Source organism: Parundibacterium terreum (assembly GCF_014636315.1).
Classification (GTDB): Bacteria; Pseudomonadota; Gammaproteobacteria; order Burkholderiales; family Burkholderiaceae_D; genus Undibacterium; species Undibacterium terreum.
The window spans coordinates 184891-203638 of record NZ_BMED01000001.1 but is presented as its reverse complement, the minus strand read 5'-3'; the positions used below and the strand labels follow the sequence as shown (position 1 = coordinate 203638).

Here is an 18748-nt window from a genome sequence, read left to right as displayed (position 1 = left end):
CGGCTTTTTTATTTCCGGGCTATTTAAGCGCATTTATTCCTGGGCAACCTGCAGTATCAGCTTGCCGAAATTTTTACCTTCAAACAGCATCAACAGCGTATCGGGGAAATTGTCCAGCCCCTGCACGATGTCTTCGCGCGTCTGGAATTTGCCCTGCGCCATCCACTTGCCCATTTCTGCGGCAGCCTCAGGGAAGCGCGCAGCATTGTCAAACACAACGATACCTTCCATGCGGGCGCGATTCACCAGCAGCGACAGGTAATTCGCAGGCCCTTTGACCGGGGTCGTATTGTTGTACTGCGAGATAGCGCCGCAAATAATGATACGTGCCTTCATATTGATGCGGGTCAGCACCGTATCCAGGATCTCGCCGCCAACGTTATCGAAGTAAATGTCCACGCCATTGGGGCAGTGTTCTTTCAGGCCATCCTTGACCGAGCCGCCTTTGTAATCAATGCAGGCATCGAAGCCGAGTTCATTGACGACGAAATCGCATTTGTCCTTGCCGCCTGCGATACCGACTACGCGGCAGCCTTTTTGTTTGGCAACCTGGCCCACTGTCTGGCCCACCGCACCGGCAGCACCTGAGACCACCACGGTTTCACCAGCCTTGGGCATGCCGACATCCAGCAAACCGAAATAGGCCGTCATGCCAGGCATGCCGAGCGCATTCATGAACTTGGGCAGCGGTGCCATTTTAGGATCGACTTTGTAAAATGCCGCAGTCTTGTCGTCAGCCGCGCCCACCCAGTAATTTTGCACGCCGGTAGCACCAGACACATAGTCGCCTACCGCAAATTTGGTAGATTTGGAGGCAACAACCTTGCCTATGCCGCCTGCACGCATTACCTCATTGATGGCAACCGGACGGATGTAAGATTTACCTTCATTCATCCAGCCGCGCATGGCCGGGTCCAGCGACAGATAAATGCTTTGCACGACGATCTCGCCATCGACGATGTCGCGCACCGGTTCAGTGGTCACCGACCAGTCACTGTTTTTAGGCATGCCTACGGGGCGGGCTGCAAGGCGGAACTGCTTGTTGACGAGGGCGCTAGTCATATTGTCTCCTGGATGGTTTTATTAATTGCTACCGGTTTTACGACGCGTTTGCGGCACATAAAGAAGCGCCAAAGTGTGCAACTATACATTATTTAGAACGATCGTGCTTTTTACTTGTGCTTATATTTTTAATCTGCCCGCCATCTTTATGCCTATCTGCAGCCCTCGTGCTAGTCCAATGCGCTCCAGCGTGAGATAATGAGAAGTTAAGTATTTGCTTCATTCTGCAAAACAATATTCGCTTTCAACGCCGAATCAGCCAATGAAGCAATGGCGATTTAAAACAAGAATTCCAAAGCTCCTTCTTTATCATTATGCATCCAGAATACATACTCACCTTGTCTTGCCCTGATCAACGAGGCATAGTTCATAAGGTTTCCGGCTTTTTGGCACAGCATGGCTGCAATATTATCGATTCCGCCCAGTTTGGCGACGGACAATCGAAGCTTTTCTTCATGCGCGTGCATTTCTCGGCGGAAGACTCCCAGATAAGTGATGAAGCGCTGCGTGCCGAGTTCGCGAGCCTGGGCGGCGATATGCAGATGCAATGGCAATTGCACGATGCCCATCACAAGCCACGCGTGATGCTGATGGTATCCAAGATCGGCCATTGCCTGAACGATCTGCTGTTCCGCTATAAGAGCGGCCTGCTACCGGTGGAAATTCGTGCCATCGTGTCCAACCATACTGACTTTTACCAGCTAGCGGCCAGCTACAACATTCCTTTTCATCACTTGGCGCTGGCGGCCGGCGCATCGGCAGAAGCCAAGCGTGTGCAAGAACAGAAGGTGCTGGAAATCGTTGCCGACAACAATATCGAGCTGGTCGTTCTCGCGCGCTATATGCAGATCCTGTCGCCGGAAATGTGCAATGCGCTCAAGGGCAAGGCCATCAATATCCACCATTCCTTCCTGCCCAGCTTTAAAGGTGCAAAACCCTATTACCAGGCGCATGAGCGCGGCGTAAAACTGATAGGCGCGACCGCCCATTTCGTCACCGGCGATCTGGATGAAGGCCCTATCATCGAGCAGGATGTGGAGCGCGTGGATCATGCGATGGAACCGGATACCTTGACGGCGATAGGCCGCGATGTCGAGTGCGTGGTGCTGGCCCGCGCAGTCAAATGGTTTGTCGAGCACCGGATACTGCTGAATGGCCACAAGACCGTGGTCTTCAAATAAGGCTGCTCCAAAACATCCGCTCTAGACATCAATTCAGCATCACAACAGCAAGTCGAACAAAGTAAAAACGAATAGAACATGGCATTAAAATCAATTATCTACAAAGCAGATCTGAGCATCTCCGACATGGACCGCAATTACTATGCGGAACACAATCTGACGATCGCGCGCCATCCCTCTGAAACCGATGAGCGCATGATGGTCAGGGTGCTGGCCTTTGCCATCCACGCCAGCGAAACCCTGACCTTCGCCAAGGGTCTCTCCGATGTGGAAGAGCCAGACCTCTGGCAAAAAGACTATACCGAAGCCATACAATTGTGGGTAGAAGCCGGCCAGCCGGACGACAGGCGCCTTTTGAAAGCCTGCGGTAGATCCGAGAAGGTCGTGGTCTACAGCTATTCCAGCACCAGCGATATCTGGTGGAAGCAAATGAATAGCCGCCTGGACAGAGCCAAGAACCTGAAAGTGATGAATGTGCCGGCAGCCACCAGCGCCGCCCTGGAAAAGCTCGCACAACGCAATATGCAATTGCAATGCACGATACAGGATGGGCAAATCTGGCTGACAGCGGGTGAAGAATCGGTACAGATAGACCTGGAAACCTTCAAGGCGGAAGGCTGATCTTAACTGCTTAGGCTTGCGCGCACCGAATCCAGCGCATTGACCCGTTCCAGCAGCAAATCGGCAATATACCAGCTGGACGGCTGCCACGCGTGAACAATAGGTACATGCACGATCTCATCGGCCCAATCGGCCCTCACTTCGGAAAAGGCGACGATGCAGTCATTGCCTTCGTCGCCAAAGGGGCTGAACCTTCCGTGCAAACCTTTGTTGCCTATCATGGCCGTGGTCGGCACTGATGCGGCGGGCACGGCACGCATGCGTTCTTCAGACCCAAGCAACTGGCCGCAATCGCCGGTCAGCCAGCGGTAAAGAAAGAAATTTCTCAGCCAGACCGCAAGGCGGGCAGGGCTGGTGGGAGAACCTACCAGGAACAGGCGGCGGGGCAGGCGCGTGCCTGCAGGCAACTTGGCGATAACAGCCCTTAGCAATACGCCGCCTAGCGAATGCCCGAGCACCATATAATCGCCTTCAGCAGCAATTTCTTGCAATCGATCGCTCAGGCGCTGGCATATGCCGTCGAAGCTTTCCAGCGCGACGGAGTAGTGAAAACTGTCAAAAACATGGCCGTTCTGACGTAAACGGCTGCGCATGGCAAAACCGGAAACCGGGGAACGTCCCATGCCATGCACGTACAGAATGCGCATTTCTTGTCCCTAACAATCAATATTCAGCCCAGGCGAGAGGTGCCGGCAAAACCTCGGCACTCAATTCAAGGTGGACTACCCGCCGGTTTGAAGTCGCCAAGGCTTTTGACGACGCATGTAGCAGTAATGGTTTCATCAATAGCAAGTCGCCAGCTTGCATACTGAGATAGCTTACAGGTAGTTCTTTTTCAGATGCAAGCCTGATTTGCGCCGAATCCAGTTTTCCCGACAAATGCGAACCGGCAATGACTTTCAATGCGCCGTTGTTTTCATCCGTATCATCCAGCGCAAACCTTAAAGTCAGGATGGAGTTAAGCAACTCCACCGGAGGCTCAACATAATGGGTGTCATCCTTGAACGTCCATTTGGCATACCCGGCCATGTCCGCCTTTTGATTGACGGCAATTGAAAGATCCTGGTGCCAGGGCACCAGCCAATTGTGGCTTTCATTTTTGTTAAAAAACAGGCTTCTTACCGGCACCGCAAAAGGGTAGCCGAAGCTGCGCAGTAATGCATGCAGCTTCGGGGTAAACAGTAACTGCCGGACAAGAGGGAAGCGCTGCAGGAAATTCCTGACGCCATACTGATCTGCGACAGGCTCACAATGCTCAGTCAATAGCCGCAACTCTTCCGAATTCAGGAAATTCCTGGCAATTGCGTAACCATTTACCTCAAACCCAGCCCGCATATCTGCTTGAAGCATGACGGCCAGCAATATCAGGCGGCCAATACGCGGCGCAGCCACGCGCCGATATCATCGATCTCTTCCTGGCAAACCGAGTGCTGCATCATGTATTCATGCCATTCTACTTTGTAACCCATGGATACCAGCAAGTCGCGCGATTGTTCGGCACGCTGGATCTGAATCACCGGATCGCCGCGGCCATGTGCCAGATACACCGGCACATCCTGGTTTGCCGGACTGCGTTCGGCCGCAACGGCATCATGCAAAGGCACATAGCCGGACAGGCACAGCAGGCCGGCCAGCTTTTCCGGATAACGCAGGCCGGTCTGCAAAGTCATCGCGCAACCTTGCGAGAAACCGGCCAGAATGATGCGGTTCGCAGGAATGCCGCGTGACTTTTCGCGTTCTATCAATTGCTCTATCGATGCTTGCGACGCGCGCAGGCCGTTTTCATCTTCCCGGCGGGCGATGTCCGTACCCAGGATGTCATACCAGGCGCGCATCACATAGCCGCCGTTGATAGTTACCGGCATGGTCGGCGCATTCGGGAATACAAAGCGTATGCCGGGGCATCCGCTCAAGTCCAGTTCATTGACGATGGGTACGAAATCATTGCCGTCGGCGCCAAGGCCATGCATCCAGATGATGGAAACGGTAGGGTTAGGGCTGCTTTCCAGCTCTATGGTATCGAGTAATGGATTCATGGTTTTGTGCGTTGGTGGGAGTAGATGTTGATCAAGGAAACAAATACGAGACAAGGCAGCCAGATGGTCACCAACTCCGATTGGATGACCTGCAGGCCCCTGGCCGTCATGAAGTTGTGCAAGCCTATCGGGGAAACCTGGATGAATTGCACTGGAAAGAAATAACGCTGTAAAGAAACTGGCCAGAAAAATTCCACGCCTAGGCCACCGGTCGTCATTGCATCCAGCACGCCGTGCGAGGCCGCTGCAATAAAAATGAAGCCGAATATCCTGGCCTTAGCTGTTTTTAAATACCTGGACAGCAGGGTGAGCATGGCAGCAATCGCCGCTGCAAAGGCCAGGGAGTGCGTAAAACCGCGATGACCAAAAGGAGATTCGTAGGCGACTCCAAATTTGAACATCAGCACATCCAGATCTGGAAGCATCGCACACAACATGCCGGCAATAATCAGCCGCCACGGATATTTGTCCCTGTTTAAAACCAGACCCAGGGATAAAGGGATCAGCGCATGCGAGATAATCGTCGCCATTTATTTGGGACGCACCGCCGACTTCGGCCTGAAGGCCTTGCAGATAGCCTCGTTGGTTTCTATATACGGGCCGCCTATCAGGTCTATGCAATAAGGGACTGCCGCAAAAATACCGGATACCAGTTGCTTGCCATCGGCATCTTTCAATCCTTCCAGTGTTTCCTTGATGGATTTTGGCTGACCGGGTAAATTCAGTATCAGCGCGGCGTGGCTTGCCGTTTCACGCACCACCGCCACCTGCCTGGACAGGATAGCGGTAGGCACGAATTGCAAACTGATCTGGCGCATCTGCTCGCCAAAACCCGGCATTTCCTTGGTAGCAACGGCAAGCGTTGCCTCAGGAGTGACATCGCGGCGAGACGGCCCGGTACCACCCGTAGTAATCACCAGATCACACAGGCAGCTATCCACCAGCTCCTTCAAGGCTTGCTCGATGGCAGGCCTCTCATCCGGTATCAGCCGCGTTTCCATTGTCCACGGTGTAGTCAAGGCCTTGCTGAACCATTCCTGCAGCGCAGGCAAGCCCTGGTCCTGATAGACGCCGCTGGAAGCACGGTCGGAGATAGACACCAGGCCGATTTTCAGGGTTTCGGCAGTTGCGCTAACGCCACTTGGCGCTTGCTGCGCATTTACCTCACTCGTCATCTTCCTCGGCATCCTCGTCTAATTCATCCTCATCGCTGCCGCCCTTTCTGGCCGCGGCGATCTGCTTCAGTATCTGGAATATTTCACGATATGCTTTAGGCGGTTTATTTTCTGCCTGTTCCTTACGGGCATTGCGTATCAGGGTACGCAAATGCTGCACATCCAGCTCAGGATTTTCTTCCAGCAAAGCTGTCAGCGCTTCCGGATCTGTCAGCAGTTTTTCGCGGCGGCGTTCCAGCGCGTGCATTGCTGCGGTATCCGACTTGGACAAACCTTTCCAGCTATCCAGGGTTTTCTGGATGGCAGCGATCTCGTCTTCGTCCAGCGTACGCATTTTTTTGCCGACGTACTGCATCTGCCGGCGACGGCCTTCGTGATCTTTGATCTGCTGGCATTCCAGGATGGCATCGCGCACATCTTCCGGCATCGGTACCCGCTTTACCCTGTCACGCGGTTGCTCGACCAATTCCTGGCCCAGCTTTTGCAGTGCAGTCATTTCGCGTTTTAGTTGCGATTTGGAAGGGCGTTCGTATTCTTGCTCGAACTCGTTGGATTGGAAGCCCACTGAGCCTCTATTTGGATTTGGCATATTTCTGGCGCCTTTATTCTATAAACTTATTGAAACGACTGCTATGATACCCTCTTTATTCGTACACCCCAAATTACACAGCCTATGAGCCAACCAGTTTTTACCCATACCCAGGATCAATTGAAGCAAATTGCGCAGGATGTGCTGCGATTTGCACGCGAAAAGGGCGCCTCTGATGCCGCTGTGGAAGTCAGTGAAGGCGGTGGCTTGTCTGTCAGCGTACGCAAGGGTAAGGTCGAGACCATAGAGCAAAACAAGGACAAGGGCATAGGCGTGACGGTGTATATCGGCCAGAAGCGCGGCAATGCCAGCACATCTGATTTCTCGCAGCAATCCCTGCAGGCAACGGTGGAAGCCGCTTATAACATCGCCCGCTTTACCGCGGAAGACGATTGCGCCGGCTTGCCGGAGGCAGAGTTGCTTGAAATGCATCCCCAGGATCTGAAGCTGTGCTATCCATGGCTGATTTCAGCGGAAGAGGCAATACAAATTGCCACCCGCACGGAAGCGGCTGCGTTTTCTGTGGACAAACGCATAACAAATAGCGAAGGTGCCGGCGTCCATGTGCAGCAATCGCATTTTGTGTCGGCCAATTCCCGTGGCTTCATTGGAGGCTATCCATTTTCCCGCCATACCATCTCGGTAGCGCCGATTGCAGGCAAAGGGTCGCGCATGCAGCGCGATGACTGGTATTCGTCAGTACGCAATGCTAAAAACTTGGCAAAACCGGAAGAAATCGGTGTTTACGCGGCGCAGCGCGCCTTGGCCAGGCTGAATGCACGCAAACTGGATACACGCAAATGTCCGGTCTTGTTTGAAGCACCATTGGCTGCCGGACTACTCGGCGCATTCGTCCAGGCGGTATCCGGCGGCGCGCTGTACCGCAAATCCAGTTTTCTGCTGGACAGCCTGGGCAGCCAGATTTTTCCTTCGCACATACAGGTACTGGAAGACCCGCATGTGGTCGGTGCTGTTGGTTCTTCGCCGTTCGATGATGAAGGTGTGCAGACACGCAAGCGCAGCGTCGTTGAGAACGGCATGCTGCAGGGTTATTTCCTGTCCTGCTATTCCGCGCGCAAGCTGGGCATGCAAACAACGGGTAACGCCGGCGGTTCGCATAACCTGGCAATGACTTCATCGCTGACGAAGCGCAGCGATAACTTCAAGGCCATGCTGAAAAAGCTTGATACCGGCCTGCTGGTGACAGAATTGATGGGGCAGGGTACCAATTACGTGACGGGCGATTATTCGCGCGGCGCATCCGGTTTCTGGGTAGAGAAGGGTGAAATCCAGTATCCGGTGGAAGAAATCACTATCGCCGGCAACATGAAGGAAATGTTCCAGCAGATCGTCGCCATAGGCGCGGATACGCTGATACGCGGCACCAAGGAGACCGGCTCCATCCTGATCGAGAATATGACGATAGCGGGCAGCTAAACCGGGCAGGTCGTTTCAAAAAACCTTTTCCGGTTTCACCATAAAATCCCCGCCCGTTCGCGCGGGGATTTTTTTCGTCTTTTTGTTTCAGGCTGGCTGCACCTGCAGCAGAGCCAGCCTGGACAGCCGCAAGGATATGGCGACGGCGGCCGTCAACAACACGGCAAGCACCATCACCACGCCATTCCAGCCATCCATCTTCCATATCAAGCCGGAGCAGGATCCAATCAGGCTGGACCCAAGATAATAGGCAAACAGGTATAGCGCAGATGCCAGAGCCTGTGGCGGGCGGGCGCGGCGCCCCACCCAGCTACTGGTAATGGAATGTCCGCCAAAGAAACCAAAGGTAAATAATGCGATACCGGCAATGACCAGTATCAAGCCGTGCGCCAGCGTCAGCAGCAGACCGCACAGCATCACGGCAATCAAGGCCCATAACACTCTGCGCCGGCCAAACTTATCAGCCATCTTGCCGGACCATACCGAGCTGAAAATGCCGATCAGATACAGCGCGGAGATGGCGCCGACCGCGCTCTGGCTCAGGCCGAATTCAGGAGAAAGCAGGCGATAGCTGATGTAGTTATACAGGCTGACAAAGCAGCCCATCAACAGAAAGCCTATCAGAAAGAACCAGGGCAAGCCCTCGTCGCTCAGATGCTTGCGCATGGCTGCCGGCATCGCCACAAAACTCAGCGCGCGCTTGCTGAAATTCCTGGATGCAGGCAGGCTGCGCAAGAATTCCGCTGCCGCCGCCAGGCCGGCTACACCAACGATCAGCAGTGCCATGCGCCAACTCAGGTGATCGCTGAGTATGGATGCAACGACCCGGCCCGTCATACCGCCAAATGCACTGCCGCCTATATACAGGCCCATCGCATAGCCTAGCGATTTGGGCTCTATTTCTTCACTCAGATAGGCCATCGCCACGGCAGGTAAGCCAGCCAGCACGATGCCCAGCAAGGCCCGGCATACCAGCAATTGCGCGTAGTTCTGTGCAAAGGCGCACAACACCGTCATCAGTGCAGAACCGAACAAGGCAAAGCACATCAAAGGCTTACGGCCTACCGCATCCGATACCGCGCTGGCAAATAGCAGGCAGAGCGCCAGCGCCGCCGTGGAGACGGACAGCGACCAGCTGCTTTGCGACGGGCTCAGATGGAACTCATGCGAAAACAGCGGCATCAGCGGCTGCACGCAGTACAACAATGCAAAGGTGGAAAATCCGCCGAAAAACAGCGCCCGCCTGACACGCTGGAAATCGCGGGTGCCGATTTGTATCTGCGCCGGACCGGCTTCAACTGCGGGCTGCGCAAGCTGGCTGTTCATGTAAGACCTCGTTCATTCGATCAAATGCCGATAAGACAATACGGCACTACAGCAACACAATCTGGATTGCATATATGCATGCCGCTATGCTAAAACCATGCTTTAATGCAGTCCAATAGATATTTCTATCGCTTTTTATACTTTAAAAAGATTACTCACATGGAATTACGTCATCTGCGCTATTTCGTCACCGTGGCCGAGGAGCTGCATTTCACCCGGGCGGCGGAGCGGTTGCATATAGGCCAGCCGCCGCTGAGCCAGCAGATACAGGCGCTGGAGCAGGAAATCGGCGTGCAGTTGCTGGAAAGGAGCAAACGCTGGGTGCGGCTGACGCCTGCGGGCAAATCCTTTCTGGAAGATGCGCGCAAGATCCTTGCCCTGTCGGAACAGGCAGGCCAGACGGCGAGAAGGGCAGGCCGGGGGGAGATTGGTGAACTGCGGATAGGATTCACGCCCTCCACGCCATTCACGGAGATATTCCCTGCCGTGATCAATCTGTTCAGGACAGAGTTCCCGCAAGTGACCTTGGGCCTGCGAGAGATGCCGACCATGCGGCAATTAGCGGCAATAGAAGAGCGTCAGCTTGATCTCGGCTTTATTCGCCCAACGGAGGTAGAGGTGGGTAAGACCATATCGCTGACCGTGCTCAGTTCAGACCCGCTGATGCTGGTAATGCCCGCCAAACACCGGCTGGCAGGCCATAAATCAGTCCCGTTCGAGGAATTGGCCGCAGAGTCGTTCATCATGTATCCGCACCAGGTGGGCACCGGGCTGTCGCGGCAAGTCCAGCGCCTGTGCCGGGAAGCCGGTTTTGAGCCCCGCATCGCGCAAGAGGCCCAGGAAGCATCCACCATCATAGGCCTGGTCGCGGCCGGTTGCGGCATTTCCATCTTGCCGGAATCATTCAGAAAGATACGGCTGGAGGGAGTAACCTACAGGCCGATGGCAGGCAAATCCTCCAGAACCGCCTTGATGCTGGCCACGCTCGCTGCCGAAAACAATGTGATCACGGATGCATTTCTGCGCTTGGCGGCCTCGGTTGCAGACCAGGGCCGCGCCGCACATGAACCGGCTGTGTCAGGCTCCTAGGTAGGCCTCAATGACCTTGGGATTATGCAACAGGTTTTTACCGCTATCTGCCAGCACGATCTTGCCGTTTTCCAGCACGTAGCCATGCTGGGCAATCTTCAATGCCTGGCGTACATTCTGTTCCACCAGCAGTATCGTCAAACCGGTTTGGTTGATCTCTTTCAGTACACGGAAAATCTCCTGCACCATCAACGGCGCCAGCCCCATGGAGGGCTCATCCAGTAGCAATACCTTGGGCTTGGCCATCAGCGCACGCGCAATAGCCAGCATTTGCTGCTCACCACCGGACAAATTGCCGGCCAGACCATCCTCACGCGTTTTCAGCACAGGAAACAGTGAAAACACCCAGGCCAGATCCTTCAGCATTTCCGGCCGGTCTTTGCGCGTATAGCCGCCCAGTTCCAGGTTTTCACGCACGGTAAGAGTGGTCAGGATGGCGCGGCCTTCTGCAACCTGCACCACGCCGTGCTGCACGATCTGATGCGGAGCCAGCCTGGTGAGGTCCTTGCCGCCGAACACAACCTGGCCGGCGACCGGTTTCAGCAGGCCGGATACCGCGAGCAGAGAAGTACTTTTACCCGCGCCATTGGCTCCCACCAGCGCTGTTATTTCACCTTCGTGCAAGTCCAGGCTGATACCTTTGACTGCCTCTATGTGCCCATAGGAAACGGCGAGGTCTTTAATCTGCAGTATCACTCCCATGCTTCATCCTCCTTACCGAGGTAAGCTTCAATCACGGCAGGGTCGCTGCGGATTTCAGCGGGAGGCCCCTCAGCAATGATCTTGCCGAAGTTAAGCACGGCAATCTTTTCGCACAGCTCCATCACAAAACGCATGTCATGTTCAATCATGAAAATAGTGAAGCCTCGTTGCTTGATGTTGACGATCTCAGCCATCAGCTCGGTCTTCTCTGCGGGGTTCATCCCGGCAACCGGCTCATCCAGCAGCAGCAGCTTTGGCTCGGTCGCCAGCGCGCGGGCAAATTCCAGCTTCCTTTGTTCACCATAAGAAAGATTGTCGGCCAGCATATGCGCCTTGTGATCCAGCCTGACCCAGGATAGCAACTCCAACGCGCGCGCTTTGGATTTTGCTTCAGCCGACTTGAACGATGCCAGATTCAGCAAAATACCTGCAATGCCGTAGTTCAAATGATCGTGCATGCCGACAATCACATTTTCCAGCAGCGTCATCTCCTTGAAGATACGGATATTCTGGAAAGTGCGGGCAATCCCCAGCTTGGTAATCTGATGCGGCTGTACCGACGTCAAGTCCTGGCCGTTAAACTGTATATCGCCGCTAGAAGGCCGGAGCAGGCCGGTAATCAAATTGATGATGGTTGTCTTGCCTGCGCCGTTAGGACCAATCAGGCCGAAGATGCTACCCTGCGCGACGTTGAAATTCACGTCCTGCAGAACATGCAAGCCGCCAAAATTTTTACTGATGCCTTTAAGTTGCAGCATTAGCCAGCCTTTCCTGTGTTTCCAGTGGTCTTCGCCGCATGTTTTTGCAATGCGCGCCGCTCCCAGAAGGCGCGAATGCGCAAAGGATCCCAGATGCCTTTAGGCAGATACAACACGACCAGGATCAGGATCAGGCCATTGGCCGCCAGCCTGAAGTCCTTCAGATAACGCATCAGTTCGGGCAGCAAGGTTAACGTCGTGCTGCCTATGATGGGGCCGATCAGGTTGCTGGTGCCGCCGAACACTGCCATGGTCAGGATATCCACCGCATTTTCAAACGCGTAATTACCGGGGCCTATCGTGAAGGTATAGTGGGCATTCAGGCCGCCGGCGATCCCTGCAATCACGGCACCCAACACGAAGGCCAGCAATTTGTAAGCAGAAACATTCACCCCCATCAGCCGCGCGGCAGTCTCATCCTGCTTGATCGCTTCAAATGCACGGCCTATCTTGGAGCGGCGCAGCCGGGCCAGCACATACAGCGTTGCCGCCAGTATCAGGACGATATGCCACCATTCGGTTTTCAGTGGAATGCCGTTCAGGCCCATCGGACCACCGGTGATTTCCATATTAAGGACGATCACCCGGACCACTTCGCCAAAACCCAGGGTTGCCATCGCCAGGTAGACACCGGACAAACGCAAGGTAGGAATGCCGATAATCAGGGCCACCAGTGCAGGCATGACTGCAGCCGCCAGCAATGCAAGCGGGAAGGGCAGTGCAGTCTGCATGCTGATCATGGAAGCCGCGTACGCGCCTATGCCCATGAAGGCGGCATTGGCCAGCGACAGCAGGCCGCAGGACAAGGTAAGGTAAATCGACAGCGCCAGCATCGCATTGATGCCTATGCTGAATATGACGGTGCTATAAATAGCCCAGAAACCATCCCACCATTCGAGCATGGTCTTAAGCCTTTCTTTCCAAAACCTTGCCAAACATACCGGAAGGACGGACTAACAAGATCAAAAACAGCAGGCCAAACGCCACTGCATCGCGGAAATCACTGGAAAGATAGGCCACGCTCAATACTTCGGCAAAGCCCAGGAACAGGCCGCCTATCATCGCACCGCGGATATCGCCCATGCCGCCCAGAATGATGACGGCAATTCCCTTATGCAGCATGGGCTGGCCCATGAATGGAGAAATCGCGTTAAAGGACAGGCCAACCAGTACGCCGGCAGCACCGCCCAGCGCTGCGGCGGCAAATGAGGTCAGGAAAAACAGGCCTTCCACATTGATACCCAGCAGGTAAGCAGCTTTGGGGGATTCGGCAATGGCGCGCAATGCGCGGCCAAGCTGGGTGCGGCGCATAACAGCGAGCAAGACGATCATCAATGCAAAGGAAATCAGCACAATCGCCAGCTGCACCGCGGTCAGGTGCAAGTTGCCGACAGTGAAACTATCTTCCGGGATAGTGCCAAAAGGAAAACGCTTGTTTTCTGCACCGAATACACCCTGGGCGATATTCGTGATCATGATGGCGACGCCGATGGTGGCGATCATCGGTATCAAATGAGGAGCATTGCGCTTGCGCAGCGGACGCAATACCAGGAAGTCCACGATCAAGCCCACCAGGCCAGTGACCAGCATTGCCAGCAGCATGGCCATCCATAAGGACATTGCAAACTTGTTCACCAGCAGCAGTGCGACATAGCTACCCAGCATGAAGATTGCACCGTGCGACAGATTGATCACGCCCAGCACACCGAATACCAGTGTAAACCCAAGCGCAAACAAGGCATACACGCTGCCTAGCGAAAGGGCATTAATTAATTGTTGTTCTAACATGGCACCTGCTGATGAAAAATAAAAATTCTGCCCGTTTGATGAGCAGGAAAGGTGCGCTATTTCCGTCCGCTGCCTCCCATCAAGGAGACTAGAGAAGGAGGCTCACCCCCTAAACTCTTTCCTGGGACGGTGACGACGGCCACTGCCTGCATTTTAAAACGTGCAGACCGTGGCCATTGATTTTACTTCAACAGGATGAATTTGCCGCCTTTGGCAATATTCACGATTGCATCTTGCTGTGCGTCATAGCCGCCTTCCTTGCCGCCTTGAGGGGCAGCACGGCGGAATGCGAACTTGCCGGTGGCGCCGTCAAATTTCACTGCAGGCAGTGCATCGCGCAGTGCCAGTCTGTCTTTTTCCAGGCTGCCGCTCAGTTTCACTTTGGACAAAGCCTCGGCAACGATGTACATCGCATCGAAAGCCTGGGCTGCAAACTGATCAGGATCGCCGCCAAACTTGGCCTTGTAGTCAGCCATGAATTTCTTGTTGGCTGCAGCCGGGTTTTCGGCCGACCATGGGCTGCCCATCAGCGTATTGTCCGCACCATCTTTGGCGATCTCGAACAGCTTAGGCGAATTGAATCCATTGCCGCCGACGAAGGGCTGTTTCATGCCTAGTGAACGTGTCTGCAAAATGATGTTCGCAGCTTCTTCGGCCAGGCAGGAGCAGATGATCGCGTCCGGGTTCGTGGCTTTGATCTTGGTCAGTTGCGCCTTGAAGTCGACGTCGCCCTTGGCATAGGTTTCAGTATCGGTCACTGCGATTTTTTGCTGTTCCAGCGCTGCCTTGAATACGTCATAGCCGCTCTTGGTGAACGCATCGTCATTACCGTACAAGACTGCCACTTTCTTGATGCCGAACTGCTTGACCGCTGCGCGGGTTGTCACTGGCAGCACGTCTGCTTCCATCACGGAATTACGGAAAGTGAAAGGACCCATATTGGTAATGCCGTCCGCCGTATTGCTGGTGCCGAAGACAACAGTCTTGGATGCATTGGCGATAGGATCGGCTGCAAAAGCAGAATTGGACAAGGTTGGGCCAAAGACCATCAGTACCTTATCCTGGAAAATCAATTTTTTGAAGACGTTGATCGCTTCTTCTTTTTTGCCTTGCTCATCTTCCACCACCAGCACGATCTTGTTGCCGTTGATGCCGCCCTTGGCGTTCAGCTCATCGGCAGCCAGCGTAAATCCATTCTTGATCGCAACGCCATATTTGGCGGCGGGGCCGGTCAAGGCTTCGGCAACGCCAATTTTAATATCGGCAGCAACTGCAACACCGGCAGCGGACCAAGCAAGCAAAGCACTCGCAACCAGCGTTTTCATCTGATAGGACATTCGTCTCTCCTCCTGTTTATAAGTTTTATCTACAAGTTTTTAATAGCTTGTTGCATTTATTATCGCCGGAAATTGTATGTTTGGTTAGAAAGTGCGGCAATAAAACATCATGCGGCAATGCAACATAAACTACTTAAGTAGTACTACGGAGCTCAAAACAACTTGAAAGCGCGCATAAAAAAGGCAAGCCTCGGCTTGCCTTGATTTATCGTATCGCCGACAGACGTACAACCGCGCGAGGTTAATCCAGCTTGCTGCGCGCGCGGGCAATAGCCGCCTTCACCTGGTTCGGCGCAGTACCACCGATATGATCACGTGCCGCTACAGAGCCTTCCAGCGTCAATACGACGAATACGTCTTCGCCTATCAGCTTGGAAAATTGCTGTAATTCAGCCAGGCTCATATCGCTGAGGTCGCAGCCCTTGTCAACGCAAGTCCTGACCGCCAGCGCCACAGCCTCGTGCGCGTCACGGAAAGGCAGGCCTTTTTTAACCAGATAATCAGCCAGGTCAGTCGCAGTGGCATAGCCTTGCAGTGCAGCAGCGCGCATCGCATCTGCCTTGACCGTGATGCCGGTCGCCATGTCGGCAAAAATGCGCAGCGTATCGACGACGGTATCTACCGTATCGAACAGCGGTTCCTTGTCTTCCTGGTTATCCTTGTTGTAGGCCAGCGGCTGGCCTTTCATTAAAGTCAGCAGCGCGATCAGGTGACCGTTCACACGGCCGGTCTTGCCGCGTGCCAGTTCCGGCACATCCGGATTCTTCTTTTGCGGCATGATGGAGGAACCGGTACAGAAGCGGTCGGCAATATCGATAAAGCCCACGCGCGGGCTCATCCAGATTACCAGCTCTTCCGACATGCGCGATACGTGCGTCATGATCAGCGCTGCAGCGGCGCAAAATTCAATCGCAAAATCCCGGTCGGACACCGCATCCAGCGAGTTATGACAGACATCCTCAAAACCTAAAGTCTTGGCAACGCGTTCGCGATCGATAGGGAAGGTCGTGCCGGCCAGTGCGGCGGCGCCCAAAGGCAAGCGGTTCACGCGCTTGCGGCAATCCTGCATACGCTCTGCATCGCGGCTGAACATTTCTACATAGGCCAGCATATGGTGGCCAAAGGTGATCGGCTGAGCCACCTGCATGTGGGTGAAGCCAGGCAAGATGGTTTCTGCATGCTGTTCCGCCAGGTTCAGCAAGGCCAGGCGCAAATCGCCCAGCAAGCCAACTATCGTATCGATGGAGGAACGCACGTACAGGCGAATGTCGGTTGCGACCTGGTCGTTACGCGAACGGCCGGTATGCAGACGCTTGCCGGCATCGCCGACCAGTTCAGTCAGGCGCTTCTCTATGTTCAGATGCACGTCTTCCAGGTCCAGCAGCCATTCAAATTTGCCGGAATCAATTTCAGATTTGATTTGCGCCATGCCGCGCTGGATATCGGCGTAATCCTGCGCGTTGATGATATTTTGAGCAGCGAGCATTTCTGCATGCGCCAGCGAACCCTGGATATCAAAGGCCGCCATGCGGTTGTCAAAGAACACCGAGGCGGTATAGCGTTTGACCAGATCGGAGACAGGTTCGGAGAAGCGGGCAGACCATGCCTCGCTTTTTTTAGAGAATTGTGATGTCATAGTGGTTTCCAGTGTTATCCCTTTATTATAAGACACTGGGCTCCGTTTTCTCACCCGAAGCTGTAATACATAGCTGCAAACCAGGGTAAATCATCGGTATTCATGACTACATCCTTACAGAAAATAGCCGAACGCAGTGACTCCCTGATTCCAGATTGCTGCAATATTGGCATCATTTTTCGGACTCTGATTGCAGTCAACGGCATGGTTATTCTTGCGCTGATGTCACGCGGACAGGCAAAGGCGGACATCCTGCAGGATTTTATAGAAATGGCCATGCTGGTAGAAACGATCAGCCTGTTCTCATTGGTTTTATTATGTGGAATAAGAAGGCTGTCCTTACGCCACCCTTCGCCGGATTGGGTACAAAGGGCAATTTGCGGCGTGGTTCCTGCTGCAGTCTGCGGCATCCTGTTAAGCTATTTCTCGGGTCTGGATTGGTTTGCCAACAGCTATCCGCTGCTGCATGCCGGCTACGCAATGTGCATCTGCTTTGCAGTCGGCCTGGTGTTCCAGCATTATTTTGAACTAAGAACAAGAGCCTATTCTCCCGCATTGGGCGAGGCGCGGTTACAGGCCCTACAAGCGAGGATACGCCCCCATTTCCTGTTCAATAGCCTGAACGCTGTTTTATCGATGATACGCACTGAGCCGCGCCGCGCCGAAACTACGCTGGAGGATCTGGCCGACCTGTTCCGTGTATTGATGCGCGACACCCGCGACATGGCGAGCTTAAGGGATGAGATACGCCTTTGTGAACAGTATCTGGCCATAGAACAGATACGTCTGGGAGAACGGCTGCAGGTCACCTGGAATATCGCCAATCTTAGCGAACAGGACTTGCAACAGGGCGAAATCGCCACCTTGCTATTGCAGCCCCTGCTGGAAAATGCGGTGCATTACGGAGTGGAACCGTCAAGCAAGCCCGCCCACATCGTGGTAGACATACAACGCAAACTGGATAAGGTTGATATTCACATTGTGAATCCTTACCATGACAGCGTAAACGTGCCGGGGGGAAATCATATGGCCCTGGATAATATCCGTGAAAGGCTGAGTCTGCTTTACGATATGGAGGCTCATCTCAGTTTTGGCGTCGTAGCGGACAAGTTCGAGGTGAGATTGCATTTCCCCTATAAAAAGCAAGCAAATGCCCAAGCATAAGATTTTTATCGTTGACGACGAGGCTCCGGCCAGGCAGCGACTGGCTACGCTGCTGCAAGACATCCAGGCGACCTGTCCTTGCGAGTTGGCAGGCGAGGCCGTCAATGCACAAGATGCAATGGATGCAATCACTGCAAACACACCGGACATAGTCCTGCTGGACGTGCAGATGCCTGGCATGACAGGCATAGAGCTGGCGCATCATCTGACCCAGAATATGGGGCCTGCAGCGCCTGCCATTATTTTTATCACTGCCTATGACGAATATGCGGTAAAAGCCTTCGACGTGCATGCGCTGGACTATCTGCTCAAGCCCGTTCGCGCCTCCAGACTGGAAGAGGCAATCAAACGTGCCAGCCTGATCAGGGCCACTATCCAGCAAACCAATACCGTAGCTGCCATTCCGGCAATGCCGGCGCGGCGCGGTCATTTTTCCGTGCTGGAGCGGGGCAGGGTATTACTGGTGCCCGTATCGGAAGTGCTATTTCTGAAAGCGGAACAAAAGTATGTGACCCTGCACACCAGGGAGCGCAGTTACTTGCTGGAAGAGCCGCTGGTGTCCATAGAAGAAGAAATGGCGGATGTATTGGTGCGAGTACACAGGAATGCCCTGATCGCGCGCAATGCCATCAAGGGCGTCGAGCGGGTAAGCCATATCGCAGCACACGCTGCAGACAAAAATGGCCGGCAACAGGCCCAGCAAGTCGCAGATGCGGATAGCGAGCAGGAAAAAGTGACCGAATCCTGGCAAGTCATACTGCGTGATACCGATGAGCGGCTGCCGATATCCCGCCGCCAATGGCAAGTGATCAAATCCCTGGTGCGCTAAATAAATCACCATCTAAGC

20 protein-coding genes are annotated in these 18748 nt (G+C 54.2%); 6 read left to right on the top strand and 14 right to left on the bottom strand.

Annotation, left to right across the window (positions count from 1 at the left end; genetic code table 11):
- Window positions 1-33: 33 nt before the first annotated feature.
- Complete coding sequence (locus tag IEW12_RS00925) at window positions 34-1062, bottom strand: NADP-dependent oxidoreductase (protein WP_188564125.1); 1029 nt, start codon at window positions 1060-1062, stop codon at window positions 34-36.
- Between the two features lie 311 nt (window positions 1063-1373).
- Between IEW12_RS00925 and purU the strand changes: the two genes are divergently transcribed.
- Together purU and IEW12_RS00915 are read left to right on the top strand one after the other, a co-directional pair.
- Window positions 1374-2243, top strand: a complete 870-nt coding sequence (gene purU / locus IEW12_RS00920; protein WP_188565575.1) for a formyltetrahydrofolate deformylase — start codon at window positions 1374-1376, stop codon at window positions 2241-2243.
- Window positions 2244-2321: 78 nt separating this feature from the next.
- Window positions 2322-2864, top strand: a complete 543-nt coding sequence (locus tag IEW12_RS00915; RefSeq protein ID WP_188564124.1) for a YaeQ family protein — start codon at window positions 2322-2324, stop codon at window positions 2862-2864.
- A 2-nt stretch (window positions 2865-2866) separates the two neighbouring features.
- On the opposite strand, the gene IEW12_RS00910 is transcribed toward IEW12_RS00915, so the two are convergent.
- Genes IEW12_RS00910 through yjgA form a run of 6 tightly spaced genes read right to left on the bottom strand, consistent with a single transcriptional unit; the run spans window position 2867 to window position 6664 of the window.
- Window positions 2867-3511 (bottom strand): esterase/lipase family protein, encoded by a 645-nt coding sequence (locus IEW12_RS00910; RefSeq protein WP_229750842.1) that lies wholly within the window; start codon window positions 3509-3511, stop codon window positions 2867-2869.
- A 16-nt stretch (window positions 3512-3527) separates the two neighbouring features.
- The gene (locus tag IEW12_RS00905; RefSeq protein WP_188564123.1) at window positions 3528-4226 is read right to left on the bottom strand and encodes a phytanoyl-CoA dioxygenase family protein; all 699 of its coding nucleotides are present in this window, start codon (window positions 4224-4226) and stop codon (window positions 3528-3530) included.
- 2 nt (window positions 4227-4228) lie between these two features.
- Window positions 4229-4900, bottom strand: coding sequence for an alpha/beta hydrolase (locus IEW12_RS00900; RefSeq protein WP_188564122.1), 672 nt, complete (start codon window positions 4898-4900; stop codon window positions 4229-4231).
- Complete coding sequence (locus IEW12_RS00895; protein WP_188564121.1) at window positions 4897-5430, bottom strand: metal-dependent hydrolase; 534 nt, start codon at window positions 5428-5430, stop codon at window positions 4897-4899. Before IEW12_RS00895 ends, IEW12_RS00900 begins: the two co-directional genes overlap by 4 nt.
- Window positions 5431-6075, bottom strand: coding sequence for a molybdopterin adenylyltransferase (mog, locus tag IEW12_RS00890; RefSeq protein ID WP_188564120.1), 645 nt, complete (start codon window positions 6073-6075; stop codon window positions 5431-5433).
- The gene (gene yjgA / locus IEW12_RS00885; RefSeq protein WP_188564119.1) at window positions 6065-6664 is read right to left on the bottom strand and encodes a ribosome biogenesis factor YjgA; all 600 of its coding nucleotides are present in this window, start codon (window positions 6662-6664) and stop codon (window positions 6065-6067) included. Before yjgA ends, mog begins: the two co-directional genes overlap by 11 nt.
- A gap of 84 nt (window positions 6665-6748) precedes the next feature.
- On the opposite strand from yjgA, the gene pmbA reads away from it, so the two are divergent.
- On the top strand, window positions 6749-8101 hold the full coding sequence (gene pmbA / locus IEW12_RS00880) for a metalloprotease PmbA (protein ID WP_188564118.1): 1353 nt from the start codon (window positions 6749-6751) through the stop codon (window positions 8099-8101).
- An 87-nt stretch (window positions 8102-8188) separates the two neighbouring features.
- Here the strand turns inward: pmbA and IEW12_RS00875 are convergent, their stop codons facing one another.
- The gene (locus tag IEW12_RS00875) at window positions 8189-9427 is read right to left on the bottom strand and encodes an MFS transporter (RefSeq protein ID WP_188564117.1); all 1239 of its coding nucleotides are present in this window, start codon (window positions 9425-9427) and stop codon (window positions 8189-8191) included.
- A 159-nt stretch (window positions 9428-9586) separates the two neighbouring features.
- Here IEW12_RS00875 and IEW12_RS00870 point away from each other — a divergent pair, with 159 nt between their 5' ends.
- Window positions 9587-10516 (top strand): LysR substrate-binding domain-containing protein, encoded by a 930-nt coding sequence (locus tag IEW12_RS00870; RefSeq protein WP_188564116.1) that lies wholly within the window; start codon window positions 9587-9589, stop codon window positions 10514-10516.
- On the opposite strand, the gene IEW12_RS00865 is transcribed toward IEW12_RS00870, so the two are convergent.
- From IEW12_RS00865 to argH, 6 genes are all read right to left on the bottom strand, one after another.
- Window positions 10505-11218, bottom strand: coding sequence for an ABC transporter ATP-binding protein (locus IEW12_RS00865; RefSeq protein ID WP_188564115.1), 714 nt, complete (start codon window positions 11216-11218; stop codon window positions 10505-10507). The genes IEW12_RS00870 and IEW12_RS00865 overlap by 12 nt on opposite strands.
- The gene (locus tag IEW12_RS00860; RefSeq protein WP_188564114.1) at window positions 11209-11976 is read right to left on the bottom strand and encodes an ABC transporter ATP-binding protein; all 768 of its coding nucleotides are present in this window, start codon (window positions 11974-11976) and stop codon (window positions 11209-11211) included. Before IEW12_RS00860 ends, IEW12_RS00865 begins: the two co-directional genes overlap by 10 nt.
- Window positions 11976-12878 (bottom strand): branched-chain amino acid ABC transporter permease, encoded by a 903-nt coding sequence (locus tag IEW12_RS00855; RefSeq protein ID WP_188564113.1) that lies wholly within the window; start codon window positions 12876-12878, stop codon window positions 11976-11978. Before IEW12_RS00855 ends, IEW12_RS00860 begins: the two co-directional genes overlap by 1 nt.
- 4 nt (window positions 12879-12882) lie before the next feature.
- Complete coding sequence (locus IEW12_RS00850) at window positions 12883-13764, bottom strand: branched-chain amino acid ABC transporter permease (RefSeq protein ID WP_188564112.1); 882 nt, start codon at window positions 13762-13764, stop codon at window positions 12883-12885.
- A 182-nt stretch (window positions 13765-13946) separates the two neighbouring features.
- Window positions 13947-15089: an ABC transporter substrate-binding protein gene (locus IEW12_RS00845; RefSeq protein WP_188565573.1), complete on the bottom strand. Its 1143-nt coding sequence runs from the start codon at window positions 15087-15089 to the stop codon at window positions 13947-13949.
- A gap of 253 nt (window positions 15090-15342) precedes the next feature.
- Window positions 15343-16737, bottom strand: coding sequence for an argininosuccinate lyase (gene argH / locus IEW12_RS00840; RefSeq protein WP_188564111.1), 1395 nt, complete (start codon window positions 16735-16737; stop codon window positions 15343-15345).
- A gap of 102 nt (window positions 16738-16839) precedes the next feature.
- On the opposite strand from argH, the gene IEW12_RS00835 reads away from it, so the two are divergent.
- Together IEW12_RS00835 and IEW12_RS00830 are read left to right on the top strand one after the other, a co-directional pair.
- A complete protein-coding gene (locus tag IEW12_RS00835; RefSeq protein ID WP_229750841.1) occupies window positions 16840-17901 on the top strand; it encodes a sensor histidine kinase in 1062 nt (353 codons plus the stop codon).
- Window positions 17888-18730 carry a LytR/AlgR family response regulator transcription factor gene (locus IEW12_RS00830; protein ID WP_188564110.1) on the top strand — a complete coding sequence of 281 codons (843 nt, stop codon included), beginning with the start codon at window positions 17888-17890 and terminating at the stop codon, window positions 18728-18730. Before IEW12_RS00835 ends, IEW12_RS00830 begins: the two co-directional genes overlap by 14 nt.
- Window positions 18731-18748 lie beyond the last annotated feature (18 nt).